At 46.1% G+C, this 14,617-nt stretch carries 12 protein-coding genes and 1 riboswitch; of the genes, 10 read left to right on the forward strand and 2 right to left on the reverse strand.

Annotated elements, in window-relative coordinates; translation table 11 throughout:
• The first annotated feature begins 18 nt into the window (after positions 1–18).
• The 3 genes from LZG73_RS00290 to LZG73_RS00300 all read left to right on the forward strand — a co-directional run bounded on the left by LZG73_RS00290 (position 19) and on the right by LZG73_RS00300 (position 2,832).
• A complete protein-coding gene (locus tag LZG73_RS00290) occupies positions 19–1,500 on the forward strand; it encodes a sorbosone dehydrogenase family protein (RefSeq protein ID WP_233845490.1) in 1,482 nt (493 codons plus the stop codon).
• Positions 1,501–1,528: 28 nt separating this feature from the next.
• On the forward strand, positions 1,529–1,999 hold the full coding sequence (locus LZG73_RS00295; protein WP_233845525.1) for a RidA family protein: 471 nt from the start codon (positions 1,529–1,531) through the stop codon (positions 1,997–1,999).
• A 221-nt stretch (positions 2,000–2,220) separates the two neighbouring features.
• On the forward strand, positions 2,221–2,832 hold the full coding sequence (locus LZG73_RS00300; protein ID WP_233845491.1) for an RNA polymerase sigma factor: 612 nt from the start codon (positions 2,221–2,223) through the stop codon (positions 2,830–2,832).
• A gap of 76 nt (positions 2,833–2,908) precedes the next feature.
• Here the strand turns inward: LZG73_RS00300 and LZG73_RS00305 are convergent, their stop codons facing one another.
• A complete protein-coding gene (locus tag LZG73_RS00305) occupies positions 2,909–3,358 on the reverse strand; it encodes a hypothetical protein (protein WP_233845492.1) in 450 nt (149 codons plus the stop codon).
• Positions 3,359–3,584: 226 nt separating this feature from the next.
• Here LZG73_RS00305 and LZG73_RS00310 point away from each other — a divergent pair, with 226 nt between their 5' ends.
• The 6 genes from LZG73_RS00310 to LZG73_RS00335 all read left to right on the forward strand — a co-directional run bounded on the left by LZG73_RS00310 (position 3,585) and on the right by LZG73_RS00335 (position 13,512).
• A complete protein-coding gene (locus tag LZG73_RS00310) occupies positions 3,585–4,688 on the forward strand; it encodes a FecR family protein (RefSeq protein WP_233845493.1) in 1,104 nt (367 codons plus the stop codon).
• Positions 4,689–4,877: 189 nt separating this feature from the next.
• The gene (locus LZG73_RS00315) at positions 4,878–8,315 is read left to right on the forward strand and encodes a SusC/RagA family TonB-linked outer membrane protein (RefSeq protein ID WP_233845494.1); all 3,438 of its coding nucleotides are present in this window, start codon (positions 4,878–4,880) and stop codon (positions 8,313–8,315) included.
• Between the two features lie 22 nt (positions 8,316–8,337).
• Complete coding sequence (locus tag LZG73_RS00320) at positions 8,338–9,879, forward strand: SusD/RagB family nutrient-binding outer membrane lipoprotein (RefSeq protein WP_233845495.1); 1,542 nt, start codon at positions 8,338–8,340, stop codon at positions 9,877–9,879.
• A 186-nt stretch (positions 9,880–10,065) separates the two neighbouring features.
• Positions 10,066–11,340 carry an amidohydrolase/deacetylase family metallohydrolase gene (locus LZG73_RS00325; RefSeq protein WP_233845496.1) on the forward strand — a complete coding sequence of 425 codons (1,275 nt, stop codon included), beginning with the start codon at positions 10,066–10,068 and terminating at the stop codon, positions 11,338–11,340.
• A gap of 66 nt (positions 11,341–11,406) precedes the next feature.
• The gene (locus LZG73_RS00330) at positions 11,407–12,339 is read left to right on the forward strand and encodes an RraA family protein (protein ID WP_233845497.1); all 933 of its coding nucleotides are present in this window, start codon (positions 11,407–11,409) and stop codon (positions 12,337–12,339) included.
• A gap of 66 nt (positions 12,340–12,405) precedes the next feature.
• Positions 12,406–13,512, forward strand: a complete 1,107-nt coding sequence (locus LZG73_RS00335) for a bile acid:sodium symporter family protein (RefSeq protein WP_233845498.1) — start codon at positions 12,406–12,408, stop codon at positions 13,510–13,512.
• A gap of 46 nt (positions 13,513–13,558) precedes the next feature.
• On the opposite strand, the gene LZG73_RS00340 is transcribed toward LZG73_RS00335, so the two are convergent.
• Positions 13,559–14,062, reverse strand: coding sequence for a GNAT family N-acetyltransferase (locus LZG73_RS00340; protein WP_233845499.1), 504 nt, complete (start codon positions 14,060–14,062; stop codon positions 13,559–13,561).
• Between the two features lie 145 nt (positions 14,063–14,207).
• Positions 14,208–14,303: riboswitch (TPP riboswitch) on the forward strand.
• Between LZG73_RS00340 and thiS the strand changes: the two genes are divergently transcribed.
• Positions 14,263–14,577 (forward strand): sulfur carrier protein ThiS, encoded by a 315-nt coding sequence (gene thiS / locus LZG73_RS00345; protein WP_233845500.1) that lies wholly within the window; start codon positions 14,263–14,265, stop codon positions 14,575–14,577. It overlaps the preceding riboswitch by 41 nt.
• The last annotated feature ends 40 nt before the right edge of the window (positions 14,578–14,617 follow it).

Below are 14,617 nucleotides of genomic sequence, written 5' to 3' on the forward strand. Positions count from 1 at the left end.
AACCCCTTAACATAAAAAATGTCAACAATCAGCCGCTTTTTCAAACCAAAAATCGCCGCGTTTCTGTTTGCGGTCATTGCAAGCAATGCATTGGCCCAACAAAAAGAAACCGTCACCAACACACCGAAATCGCTTCGGGACGACATTACGATTGAGCATTACATGAAGATCGAGCCGGAAGCGGTGCGCATCATTCAGCATCCGGTTACCGGAGATATTTATTATACAACATTCTTTGGTGACGTTTTAAAGATCGTCACAACCAACGGACAGCCCGAAAGCAAGAAAATTTTGAGTGCAGAAGATCATGGCATCACACGTCTGCAAGGAGCTGCTTTCAAAGGAAATACGCTCTTTTTGGCCGGAAATATTAATGTCAATAACAACAAAGGCAATAAAGGCCGAATGGTCCGATATGAGCTTAAAAGTGGCGGGGAAAAACCAGAAATGACCGTTGTTTTCAACACGGTGGAATATGGGGCAAACAAAACCACGTTTGATCATGGGTGGAATGCATTGGAAATCAGCCCGGATGGCAAGTATATTTTCGTAAACACAGGCGCAAGAACGGATCACGGCGAAGTGCAGGACAATGGCGGCGAATATCCAAACGCGCGCGACAACGCATTGACATCCAACATTTACCGTTTCCCAATCGATTCAAAAGATCTGTTGCTCGTTGACGACGCCGCAAAACTGAAAGCAGAAGGTTATCTCTATGCAGAAGGCATTCGCAATGCCTATGACATGGCTTTTGATCCGAAAGGAAACCTTTTCGCAGTTTCCAATTCCGGCGATTACGACCATTCGGAAGATATGTTCTGGGTGAGGCAGGGCCATCATTATGGTTTTCCATGGGTGATGGGCGGCATTGACAACCCCCAGCAATATCCCGATTATCAGCCGAACCCAGACACGGATCCGTTTTTGAGCAAATTTGCTTTTGCATGGCTGATGAAGTATTTTCACAACGATCCGGATTTTCCAAAAAGACCAGCTGGTGTAACATTCACCCCCGGCGTTCAAAACATGGGTCCCGATGCCAACGAATATCGCGATAAGAAAACCGGGCTGGTCTTCGATGGTGATTCAACCAAAGTCGGCGTAAGCACATTCAATGCACATTCCTCACCATTAGGATTGTTTTTTGACACGAAAAAAGACCTGGGCAAAGATTTCACCGGCGACGGTTTTGTCATTCGTTACACAGGCGGCCCAAGAAACGGCGTCGCCAACCCTAGTCCATTAAGAAAGCAAGGCAGAGATTTGCTGCACCTGAAAATGGAATATGACAAAGCAACAGACAATTACAAAGTAAAAACAACCCGCATTATCGACGGCTTCACCTCGCCTACCGATGCATTGCTTGTTGGAAATATCCTGTACATCATCGAATACGGCGGCAAACAAGGAGGCAACAAATCGGGCGGAAGCATCTGGAAAATCACAATGCCTGCCAACGAAAAAATTGCCAAAAAGAGCAAAAAGAAAAGAGCATAATCCATCCCTTTTATAACTTAATAAAACAATCATGTCCGAAAGAAGATCAATCCTCAAAAAATTATTCGCCTCGATTGCCGGAGTGGCCGGAATCGGAGTCGCTTCAAAAGCAGAAGCAATTGCCCCTGCTGTGGCTGCACCCGAAAAGGAAGTCGGCGATGTTGTGATGTATCAGGATGTGCCTTTGTTTTCTGGTCACACCAAATTCAACAATATGGTGTTCGTAGCCGGAAAAGGCGCGCACTTTGAAGGGGACATCACTGCGCATACGAAGCACGTTTTGGACGAGTTGGAAAAAGAATTGATCAAGGCAGGATCTTCGATGGAGAAAGTGCTGAAATGCAGCGTTTTCCTTCATGATTTGAATGATTACAAAGCAATGAATGAAGCCTACAAAGGCCGCTTTGGCAACAAACCACCATGCCGCACAACTGTTGCTGTTTACGGCGGCGTGCCGGGTGACTCACTGGTTGAAATTGACTGCATTGCTTATGTGTAGGGTGTAAAAGTCGTACACCTGCCTTCGGCTCCGCTCAGGCTGACAATGCTTTGTCGCACTAAGCGGAGCCGATGTGCAACTGCCCGCTGCGGAATTGCAAACTTATATTTTGATATAATACAATAACTCGAAATCTAATTTTAAAATATAAAATAAAGTCCTACTTATATTTTAAAATACAGTGATTAAGCAGTTACTTTGTTCTCTGACTCCAATAAGATTTGAACAAACGACAACGCATCGCTGAGGAGAATGTCCTTCTTCTGAATCTCTGGCAACAATCTCAGGCCGGTGATAGTCTTGCATTTTGTCAACTTGCTGACAAGCAGTATCGAACGCTATTCAATTACGCGACCAACTTCACTTCCGACAGAGAGTTTATTAAAGATTCCATTCAGGAATTGCTCATCCACATTTGGGAGAAGCGTGAGACGATCCACATTCAGTTTGTTTCAATTTATTTCCTGAAAGCATTGCGGAATCAGCTTTTGCAGGAATTCCGCAGGAATAATCCGTCCAACTCGGCGCTGGACATTGATCAGATTGGCGACATTTCCGATTTCCAGACGGTCGAAACGGAAATTGAAAGAAGCGAAATTTACTCCGAAAACCAGATTAAGGTCCGGTCGGCCATTGAAGAACTCCCGCGCCGCCAGAAAGAAGCCGTTTTCCTGAAATATTTCGAAGGAATGGACAACGAGCAAATCGCCGACCTCATGCAAGTAAACCGCCAATCCGTCGCAAATCTGCTCTTCAAGGCCATCACAGCGCTGAAAACACAGATGAAATTTGTTGGCGTGGGGCTGATAATGTTCCTGTCATTTTTCAAATAATGCTTAGCAATAAAAAAGACTGATCGGATCGATCAGTCTTGAATTACAAATCATTTAAAATTCATATTTAGATGATTTACCACTTGGTTACGAGCTTAAAATCTATCCTAGCCTTCTCTCCAATGGTTACGAGACCCCATTGAGCAAGCGATGTAGAATCTGGAATTGGTTTTCCAAAAACATGACCTTCTTCGCTTTCGATTGTAGCAGAAGGAACTGTGATATGTAACACATCAAAGTTATCCGGCACATTTAAGGTCACATCATAATTGCCTAATGCATTGGTATACGTGTTCTGTAATAGCACTGGATCTTTATATGCCGGCTTTCCATAAATCATAACTTCCACACTATCGACCCCTTTTCCGTTTTTGTCAACCACTGAACCGTAAACTCCCGTTAGCCGATCTTGCTCGTCGTCGCGCTTACAACTCGTAAACTGAATGAAGAAAACGATCAAAATCAAACTGAATTTAATCGGCCTAAAAAAGACATTCATTGCGGACATTTCATTTGCACTTTTCATGTTCGTCGTTGTTTAATTATTGATGAAACCATTTGTTTACTTGCTTCGAAGAACGCAAAGCTTTTCGCAAGTTTCAAAAGCAATGAATAAGCGGCATTGCTCAATGATTCTTCGGTCACTTAAAGTTTCCATCCTAACCTCAAAAAAAATAAATTCCCAGAAAAAGAGTATTCTCCGCAGGAAAGTGCATCCTTATAGAAATTAGCCATACAATTATTTGCCTGATATGCACAATTACCGCAATTTTCTTCCGGAGGAGCTAGCAGCAGAACCTTCTTTCCGACGCTGGATATTGAATAATGATCCGGAGGAAGATGCGCTATGGGCGGAATGGCTCGAAATGAATCCGGACAAGCGTGAACTTGTGGAAAAAGCAAGGCACTTTTTGCTGAACACGGAAGCCGCTTTTGATCAAATATCTGAGGATGAAATTGCGAATGAAATCTATCGGTTGTCGCATGCAATCGGCGAGAAGAAGGCGAAGAAAATGGGCTTATGGATGCGTTTTAGGCCTAACTGGTTTCAAATGGCAGCGTCCGTGCTTCTGCTGATATTCGCAGGATGGTGGTTCAACAAACAAACGCCTTCACAACAGCAATCGGATCAATATAAAGTAATTCTAAGTCAGATTACGGAGCCTTTGGTGAAAGAAGAAAACGTTACAGACAAGGCGCGATTGATCGTTTTGGCAGACGGAAGCTCGGTTTTACTGCAGCCGAACAGCCGCATAACTTATCCTTCGAACTTTGAAGGCAGTAAAAGAGAAGTTTTCCTGAGTGGTGAAGCTTTTTTCGAGGTTGCCAAAAATCCCGACAAACCCTTCTTTGTATACGCACACACACTGGCGACGAAAGTGCTTGGCACGAGCTTTAAAGTGAGCGCATTCGAAGGTGATAAAGAAGTCAAAGTTGTTGTAAAGACAGGCCGGGTTTCGGTGTTTCCGATGACCAAAGAAGCATTGGCCACGCAGCAGGCAGACGATAAGCTTGGCGGAATGATTCTGACGCCCAATCAGCAAATCGTCTTCACTCCCAAAGAGTTACGCCTGACCAGGAGCCTCGTTCCCAATCCGAAATTGTTGGAATTACCAATCCAGAGCCAATCATTTGAATTTAAAGGCACGCCGATTACCGAGGTTTTTGAAACGCTGGAAAAGTCTTACGGAGTGAAAATCATACACGACGCGGATGTGATGAAAAACTGTTTTTTGACCGCTTCCCTGTCCGATGAGCCGTTGTTTGAAAAAATAAACCTGATCTGCAAAACGATCGGTGCAGAATATGAGCAGCTGGATGCGAGCATTATCATTTCGAGTAAAGGTTGCTTTTGACTTACCCAACCCCTAAAATTCAACACTGCCTATGCCAAGAATCTATTACTGATTTCCAATGAATGAGCCGATGATGCTGCAACACCACCGGCTCCACTAATCCCCTGTTTGACTTACTCTTACGGCTTTGCCTTCCAGCGGCCGAGGGAACCAATTATGCCGAATTTTAACCCGACAAAAATCAAAATTATGTCAAAACAAGTACAATTTCACCATGCTTTACAGAAAATCATGCGCATTACGCTGTATCAAGCCATGCTCTCTATCGCCGTCAGCACATTCGTGCACGCCACCGACGTACGCGGCCAGCGAGTTTTAGAACAAAAAGTGACTTTGCGTTTATCCAATGCCGAAATTGACAAGGCTTTGGAAAAAATTGAAAATACAACGAAGGTGAAGTTTATGTACAACCCTCAGATTTTCAATAACAACAAATCGACTTACAAATTTCAGGATGAGGCGCTTTCCGAAGTGCTGACGAAAATCCTTTCTCCCTACAAAGTCACTTACGAAGTGGTCCAGGACCGCATTATCCTGAAACGTGAAACTGCCGCCGCCACCGAACCAACAGGCATTAAAACCGCCCCGAAACGCAATGTTTCCGGAACGGTTACAGACGAAACAGGCGTGGGCCTTCCGGGTGTAAGCGTTTTGGTAAAAGGCTCGCAGAGCGGAACTTCTTCCGATGCCGAAGGAAAATATAAGCTTGACATTCCCGACGAAGAAATTGGCTCTGCGGTGCTGATTTTCAGCTTTGTAGGTTACACATCACAGGAAGTGCCCGTGGGAACGCAAGCGGAAATTTCGGTAAAACTCGCTCCTGAGGCTAAGGCACTGAATGAGGTTGTCGTTACGGCATTAGGCATTTCGCGTGAGAAAAAAGCCCTTGCCTATGCTGTAACGGAAGTAAAAGGAAGTGAATTTACTCAGGCGCGCGAAAACAATGTTGCCAATGCTTTGACGGGTAAAATTGCCGGGGTGAATGCCACGGGAATGGCAACAGGCCCGGGCGGATCGAGCCGGATCATTATCCGGGGAAACGGATCGCTGAGCGGAAACAACCAGCCTTTGTATGTGATCAACGGGATGCCAATGGATAACAGCATTCCAGGAGGTGGCAATGCATCTGACGGAAACGGAAACAACACGGACCGCGGTGATGGAATCGGCGGGATCAATCCGGACGACATTGAGTCGATCAGCGTTTTGAAGGGCGGCCCGGCTGCGGCACTTTATGGCGCACGCGCTTCTAATGGCGTCATTTTGATCACAACCAAGAAAGGCCGCGCGCAAAAAGGAATCGGCGTGGAGGTGAACAGCAACTTCACGACGGAAAATCTGGCGATCATTCCCGACTGGCAATATGAATATGGCCAGGGTGTGGATGGCGTAAAACCTTTGACGCAAACGCAGGCCAAAAGCTCGGGACGTTTGTCATACGGAGCGAAAATGGACGGCTCGCAGGTAATCCAGTTCGACGGCCAGATGCGCCCTTATTCTCCGCAAAAAGATAACCTGAAAAACTTCTACCGAACAGGGACAAATTACATTAACTCTATCTCTTTCATCGGTGGAAATGAAACAGTTAACTTTCGTTTTGGTTTAAATAACACCAAAGCCAACAGCATTGTCCCGAACTCTGACTTCACAAGAAGGATCGCGAATTTGAATGTCAATGCATTTTTGGGTAAAAAACTGAGCATTGAAACCGTTGTCCAATACAACATTGAAGACGGCCATAATCGTCCGAAAGTGGGTTATGCAGATTACAACCCGCACTGGGCTACGCACCTGGTTGCCAACACGGTGGACATCAGAAGTTTGTCTCCCGGATATGACGCCGTTACAGGCAAAGAAGTGGAATGGAACCCGGTTCCGGCTGCGCCAAACCCTTATTTTGTGATCAATAAGTTTAAAAATGATGACAGAAAAAACAGGTTTTTGGGACAAGCCAACATTCGTTATGACATTCTTGACAACCTTTTCATAAAAGGAAGCGTGAGCCAGGATTACTACAATTTCAATTATGAATTTGTGGTTCCTACTGCCAATGCATACGAGCCGCTGGGTCGCTATGAAGCCAGAAAAACGGCTTCCTCGGAAACCAATGGCATGTTGACGCTGAACTATAACACCAGTTTCTTCGAAGATCTGAGCTTTTCCGTTTTGGCGGGTGGCAACACGCAGCGCAGCGTTTATGACGAAACCATTTTCAGAGGAACAGAATATACGATCCCGAACTTTTACAGTTTTACCAACCTGGCAACTTCGACGACAACGCCAAATTATTCCAAAAGCGGCATTAATTCATTGTTTGGTTCGGTTGACTTGGGTTACAAAGGACTTGCTTACCTGACCATGTCGGGTCGCCAGGACTGGTTCTCGGTTTTGAATACAGCCAGCAACAGCATTTTTTACCCAGCAATCGGCGGAACATTGATTCTTTCGGAAGCATTCAACTTGCCGCAGGCTGTGAGTTTTGCCAAATTGCGTGGTTCGTGGGCGCAAGTGGGCGGCGCGAATGTTGCGGCTTATCAGATTTACCAAAGCTACAACATGGCACAAGGTGGGCATAATGGCCGTCCGGTGCAGCAATTGAGCTCTTCATTGGTTCCTAACCCAGATTTGAGACCGTTAACTTCGACCACTTATGAAGCTGGTTTGGAAGCAAGATTCCTTAACAACAAATTGGGCCTGGACGTGACATTGTACAACCGGAAAACAACGGACGACATTGTTCAAAGCAACATTGCGGCATCTTCGGGTTACACGCAGGCGCTTTTGAACGTGGGTGAACTGAGCAACAAAGGGATTGAACTTCTGGTGACTGCAACCCCGGTTAAAAGCAGCAAATTTGGCTGGGATATCAGTTACAACATGGCTTACAACAAAAGCCGCATTGTAAAGCTGGCCGACGGCTTGCCAAGCTTAACTGTGGGTGACGGCGTGGGCGGCGGAACGATCCGGAACGTGAAAGACGGCACTTACGGAGAGGTTTGGGGTTACAAAAAACTGACCAATGCAGACGGGCAAACTGTTTTCAACACAGCGAGCGGCTATGCTGTGAGAGGCAACATTGAAAGGCTGGGAAATGGGATTCCACCATTGACGATGGGAATTACCAACAATTTCACTTACAAAAATTTCTCGCTCAACATCCTGATCGATGGTAAGTTCGGAAGCATCGTTTACTCCAACATGTATCAATATGCGTATCGTTTCGGCTTGCCTAAGGAGACACTTCCCGGCCGTGATGAAGGCCTGACGGTCACGGGCGTAACGCCGGAAGGCGCTCCTTTTTCCAAAACCTGGAAGAAAGAAGAGATCGACACGTATTATGACAATGACAAAAACTACACGAGCATTTTCACATTCGACAACGATTTTATTAAGCTGCGTCAGGTGATTTTAAGCTACAATCTGCCTGTTAACAAAGTTTCATTCCTGAAACTGCAATCGGCCTCTGTGTCGCTGGTTGGCCGTAACCTGGCATTGCTGTATAAGGATAAAAGGAACAAATATTTCGATCCGGAATCCAGCTACACCAACGGAAACGCGCAAGGTTTGGAAGCCTTCGGTGTGCCGAGAACAAGAAGCATGGGCGTGAACCTGACAGTGAAATTTTAATCATTAAAATATTTTAGTGAATATGAAAAAGCTTAAAAGACTATTATATATGGCCCCTGTGGCCTTGCTGATTGCCGCTTGCGACAATGGATTTGAAGAAATGAATGTTAATCCCAATGCTTCTACGGAAGTTGTGCCCGGTTTTTTATTTACAAAAGCGCAGCTGGATGCCGTAAGCGTTAACTTTACGGGAGGAGCCTATTTGACAATCGGCGGTTCTATGCAGCATTTTGCAACTTACAAAGAAGTGCCCGCGGCGGGAGACAAATATTTTAATTTCAGTTACTCAACCGGAAACTGGGCCGCTTATTCACAGGCAGTTGTGGAAATTGAACAAGTGATCGACGCCGTTGCCGACCAACCGACCAATGTAAACCTGCTCTCCGCGTCCCGGATCTGGAAGGCTTACACCTTTCACAGGTTGACCGATTTGTATGGTGATGTTCCTTATTCTGACGCCGGAAAAGCGCTTACAGACAAAAACTATTCGCCCAAATACGATGAGCAATCGGCCATTTACCCGGATCTTTTGAAAGAATTGGATGAGTCGATCAATGCATTTGACGCCGCACAAACGACGTTCGGGAAGTCAGACCTGATTTATGGTGGCGACATTGGAAAATGGAAAAAATTCGGTTATTCGCTGATGCTCCGTTTAGGCATGCGCCTGACCGAAGTTGATCCTGCGGCTGCGAAAACCTGGGTGCAAAAAGCGATTGCGGGCGGTGTGATCACCAGCGATGCAGACATTGCAACTATCGCCTACGTGGACGGCTCCAACACATCCAACCGTAACTTCATCGCAAGCGGTTTGATGACAACGGATTACGTCTCACCAGGCGGTGATAATGTGGAAGGCGGCAAAATTGCAAAAACGTTCATCGATCACCTGAAAGCAACCAGTGATCCACGTTTGGGCGTGGTTGCGATCGTCTGGAAACCATCGGCCGATGGCAAAACGGTTACTGCGGATACAAGTGCGGCGCTGCAAAAAGGAATGCCTAATGCTGCGTTCAACTCACTTCCAGGCGACTTCAACAACTATTCGGAGCCAAATCCTGCGACGATCCTGCGTTATGATGCCCCATTGCTGGTATTTACAAGTGCCGAAGCGCATTTGTTGCTTGCGGAAGCGGCAGTAAGAGGCTGGTATACAGGCGCAACGGCAACCGAAGAATATAATTTGGCTGTAACAGCTGGCTTGAAACAATGGTCTGCATTCGGTGCAGCGGGCGTTATTTCGGATGCGAAAATTGCCGCTTATTTGAAAGCAAATCCATATAAAGCAGGAACGGTTGCACAACAAATGGAGCAAATCCAAACGCAAAAATGGGTTACACTTTTCCTGGAAGATGAATATGAGATCTTCGCAAACTGGCGTCGCACAGGTTATCCAAAGCTGACGCCAACGAATTATCCCGGTAATCTGACGGGAGGAAAAATCCCGACGCGGTTTGTAATTCCCGATTCGGAAGAATTATACAACCAGGTAAATTTTTACGAAGCAAGAACCAGACAAGGCGGCACGAATACGCTTTCAAGCATGGTTTGGTGGGATAAATAATTTTCGCTATAGATTTGCTAAGTCTTAAGACTTAGCAAGTCGCTCCACATTCAGACTTCCAGGCGATAAACCGGGAAGTCTGATTTGTTCATATCAGCCCCTCCAACTTTAAACACACAACCAGCATTAAAAACCTGCTTTGAATTCCTTTAAGATCTAATGCCCATATTCCTAAAACCTGAAAACATGACCAAGAAATTACGCTTGACCTTATTTGCGCTCCTTTTTGCCTGCGCCGCCGTCAATGCCCAAAAATACTCGCTCGTTATCAAAGGCGGCCACGTTATCGATCCCAAAAACAATGTAAACGGCATCATGGACGTGGGTTTGAAGGGCGACACCGTGATGCTCGTTGCCAAAAATATTGATGCCAAAGAAGGAAAACAGGTTGTCAACGCCAAAGGACTTTTCGTAACGCCCGGCCTGATCGACATGCATTCCCACAACTTTTACGGCACCAAAATGGACCAGACTTACAGCAATGGACCCAATGCATTGGCACCCGACGGCTTCACATTCCGAACAGGCGTCACAACCGTTGTAGATGCAGGCTGCGCAGGATGGAAGTCGTTTCCTGATTTCAAAAAACAAACCATTGACATATCAAAAACCCGCGTGCTCGCATTCCTGAACATTGTGGGAGAAGGCATGCGTGGCGGCACTTACGAGCAAAATGTGGAGGATATGGACCCCGCCGCAACAGCGAAAGTGGTGAAAGAAAATCCGGATTACATTGTCGGCATCAAGCTGGCGCATTACAACGGATACAACTGGACACCGACCGAGCGTGCAGTGGAAGCTGGAAAGCTGGCCAATGTGCCCGTTATGGTTGATTTTGGCGGAAGCAAGCCTGTTTTGCCTCTTCAAGAATTGTTTACGAAACACCTGCGCCCCGGCGATATTTTCACGCATTGTTTTGGTCAATTAAGCAGCAGGGAGCCGATTCTGGACGTTGCGACAGGCAAGATCAAACCTTTCGTGTATGATGCCCGCAAGAAGGGAATTCTCTTTGACGTTGGTTACGGCGGGATCAGTTTTGCGTTCTCGCAAGCCATTCCGGCCGTAAAAAGCGGTTTTTATCCAAACACAATCAGCACCGACATTCACACGGGCAGCATGAACAATGCGATGAAAGATATGCTGAATGTCATGTCCAAATTCCTTGCTATGGGCATGGATCTGCCGGCTGTAATCAAAGCCAGCACCTGGGCTCCTGCACAGGCGATTCACAGAGAAGAGCTTGGTAACCTGTCCGTTGGCTCACGCGCCGACGTTTCCGTTTTAAGGGTTTTGGATGGTAAATTTCAATTGAATGACACCGGAACATTTGGCTTTTGGGATTACACCGGAACCAAAATTCAGGGAAAGCTAAAGCTTGAAGCTGAGGTTACTATCCGCGCCGGAAAAGTGGTTTATGACTTGAACGGCCTCACAGAACCGCTTGTGCTCACCGCTAGATAATTTGAATGATAAGCCATTCGATGCATCTTTGACCCAATAACTGCCGCAAATTTCATTTTTCAATTTATGAGAATACATTTTTTGGGTTTAATCGCCCTTGCTTCCCTCAGTTTAAGCAGCCTTGACTCTGCCAAGGCGCAAACAATGCCCAAAGAAGAACTGGTTTTCCTGACCTCCGAATGGAAAGGCGAGCGCTTCCCCGACGGCCGCCCGAAAGTGCCCGACGAACTGATCAGTCGCGCTAAAAATATTTCCATTGAAGAAGCCTGGGTTGTACTTCAAAATGAGGGTTATAACTGCCAGTTTGATGGAAACTGGAAGATTTTAAAAGATGAAATTGTGATCGCTGGCCGCGCATTAACAGCCCAGTTTATGCCCTCCCGCCCGGATGTTGAAAAATTGGTAAAAGACCGCGGCAACAAAAACGGGCGACTGGGAAACACCAATTCCTGGCCCATTGACATGCTTTCCAAAGGTGATGTTTATGTGGCAGATGGTTTTGGCAAAATCGCCAGCGGCACATTGATCGGTGACAATTTGGGAACGTCCATTTTTACCAAATCCGGGAACGGTGTTGTGTTTGATGCCGCTGTTCGCGACCTGGAAGGGCTTTCTAAAATCGAAGGTTTCAATGCGTTCGTGAGGGATTTCGATCCTTCATTTCTCAAAGACGTTTTCCTCACCGGCATTAACACGCCCATTCGCATTGGCCGCGCCATTGTGCTGCCGGGTGATATTGTTTTGGCCAAAAAAGAGGGCGTAATTTTCATTCCTGCACATATGGCGGAAAAAGTGATTTTGACTGCTGAATTCCTGACATTAAGGGACAAATTCGCGCTGCAAATGCTCCGGGAAGGCAAATTCACTCCTGGCCAGATCGACAACCAATGGACGGACCAGCTGAAAGAAGCCTTCCTTAAATGGCTCGACAGCAATCCGAAAGAAATCCCAATGAAACGCGCCGAGCTGGACGAATACATGAAGAAGAGAACCTGGTAATCTGGCTTCGCCTGCTTCTAAAACATCCTTACGCCCTTTTTTCGATAGCATTATAATCTTATTTATATGAATGTTTACAAGTTACTAGCCGGTGTCGCAGCTTCGTGCCTTCTTGTTGCGCTTTTCATGGCCGTTTCCGGAAACTTGCCGCAAGCCGGTCCCTTCTTTATCGCTTTTTTCCTTTTATTGGCCATCAGTTTCAGAGGTTTTGAGAAACTCAAAGGCTTCACGTACACGACCGTAATTTTTGCTGCTGTGACCACGGCGCTTTATTATCCACAGCATTTCCAAACCGTGAACGGCTTCAAACTGGCCGCATTAATCACTCCGCTGATCCAGATCATCATGTTCGGAATGGGCACCTCGATGAGTTTTGGCGATTTTGTGGGTGTTGTAAAAATGCCGAAAGGCGTGCTGATCGGGGTTGTAAGTCATTTTATCATCATGCCGACCATTGGATTTACACTTGCCAATCTGAGCGGTTTCCCACCAGAAATCGCAGCAGGAATTATTCTGATCGGCTGTTCTCCAAACGGAATGGCGTCGAATGTAATTTCTTATCTGGCCAAGGCAAATCTGGCATTATCGATAACGATCACGGCTATTTCCACCATGCTCGCTCCTATCGTGACGCCACTGCTAATGAGCTTATTAGCAGGTGCCTTTGTTCAGATTGACACCTTGCACATGATGTGGGACATCATTAAAATGGTGATCATTCCCATCGGTGCAGGTTTGCTTTTCAACAAATTTTTCAGCGGCAAAGCGAAGTGGCTTGACGATGCCATGCCCATCGTTTCCATGGCCGGAATCGCATTCATCATCGTCATCATTACTGCCGCAGGACGCGACAGCCTGCTTACAATCGGACCCACATTATTGCTTCTTGTGCTGATCCACAACTTGTCGGGCTACACATTGGGTTACTGGTCGGGACGCTTGTTCAAAATGAGCGAAAGAGATTGCCGGACCATCGCCATTGAAGTAGGCATGCAAAACGGCGGCCTCGCATCAGGCATCGCCAAAGAAATGGGAAAAATGGCCACCGTAGGCCTAGCCCCAGCCATCTTCGGCCCCTTAATGAACATTACAGGGTCAATATTGGCATCCTGGTGGCAAAGCAAACCGACTGGGGATGAGGAGAGTTATGTGGAGACGGGCAGGGCGCATTGAAAAATGCTAGACTTGCTAAGTCTTAAGACTTAGCAAGTCTTAAGTCTCAATCCTCCTCCAACAACAACTGCATAAAAACCAGATCAAGCCATTGATCGAACTTGAAACCGACTTCTTTTAGATAACCTTTTTCAACGAAACCGTATTTTTTGTGGAATTCGATGCTGCCGCGGTTGGCGGCGTCGATGCCGGCGATCATGCTGTGCAGGCCGGATTCCTTGGCGCGCTGGATCAAACTTCCCAAAAGCTTCCCTCCTACGCCGATGCCCCTTGATTTTTCATCGAGATAGATCGAATGTTCTACGCTGAATTTATAGCCGATCTTGGGACGAAAAATATTGTAGGAACCGTAACCGATGACCTCACCCTGCCTTTCGGCCACAATCACGGGCATTCCATCATTAAACATTTGTTCGAGCCAGGCTTTCTGTTGATCCATTGTACGCGGCTCGTAATCGTAAATGGCGGTGGTGTGAAGAATGGCGTGGTTAATGATTTCTAATAGGGACGGCAAATCCTTTGGAGCAGCGCTTCTGATAATAAGATCCATCAAGATAACGTAGGTTCGATATAATTGGTAAAATACAACCTTAAAGTTACCCGATAATTCTTAAAATAAAATACGTCCTTAACCGTCTAATGCTGCGTTTTTCTACGGTAAATTTTTTGAAAATTCATTTTTTCAAATAGCTTTGTCGAAACTTTAGGGGTGTCCCGATATGCGGACTGAGATAATACCCTTTGAACCTGATGCAGTTAGTACTGCCGAAGGGAAAAGTAAGAGATACTGCTATTGTATCTCAATGTATCTTTCTACAAAAAGGTCCATTCCTGAAGTTTTTCTCAAAAACATTATTCAGAATGGAAATCAACATCAACGGTCAATTAAGTGAATTCTCTGGACCAATTTCGGTTCAAGAGCTGCTATCTGAGCTTTTTCCTGATCATGCCAAAGGGATCGCGGTCGCTGTAAATCAGTCTGTTGTTCCAAAATCCGCCTGGCCGGTTCATGTGCTGCAACCCCACGACCAAGTGATGCTGATTACTGCCACACAAGGTGGCTAAACCTTCCATTCTGCCCCACTCATTTATCCTAATCCAACAT

It is taken from the genome of Dyadobacter sp. CY326 (assembly GCF_021390515.1).
In the GTDB taxonomy this organism is placed as follows: domain Bacteria; phylum Bacteroidota; class Bacteroidia; order Cytophagales; family Spirosomataceae; genus Dyadobacter.

Coding starts and splice junctions, on each gene's coding strand:
- LZG73_RS00340 (WP_233845499.1), bottom strand. CDS start 14,062: ATGGATCTTATTATCAGAAGCGCTGCTCCAAAGGATTTGCCGTCCCTA.
- LZG73_RS00325 (WP_233845496.1), top strand. CDS start 10,066: ATGACCAAGAAATTACGCTTGACCTTATTTGCGCTCCTTTTTGCCTGC.
- LZG73_RS00290 (WP_233845490.1), top strand. CDS start 19: ATGTCAACAATCAGCCGCTTTTTCAAACCAAAAATCGCCGCGTTTCTG.
- LZG73_RS00320 (WP_233845495.1), top strand. CDS start 8,338: ATGAAAAAGCTTAAAAGACTATTATATATGGCCCCTGTGGCCTTGCTG.
- thiS (WP_233845500.1), top strand. CDS start 14,263: ATGCAGTTAGTACTGCCGAAGGGAAAAGTAAGAGATACTGCTATTGTA.
- LZG73_RS00330 (WP_233845497.1), top strand. CDS start 11,407: ATGAGAATACATTTTTTGGGTTTAATCGCCCTTGCTTCCCTCAGTTTA.
- LZG73_RS00310 (WP_233845493.1), top strand. CDS start 3,585: ATGCACAATTACCGCAATTTTCTTCCGGAGGAGCTAGCAGCAGAACCT.
- LZG73_RS00335 (WP_233845498.1), top strand. CDS start 12,406: ATGAATGTTTACAAGTTACTAGCCGGTGTCGCAGCTTCGTGCCTTCTT.
- LZG73_RS00305 (WP_233845492.1), bottom strand. CDS start 3,358: ATGAAAAGTGCAAATGAAATGTCCGCAATGAATGTCTTTTTTAGGCCG.
- LZG73_RS00315 (WP_233845494.1), top strand. CDS start 4,878: ATGTCAAAACAAGTACAATTTCACCATGCTTTACAGAAAATCATGCGC.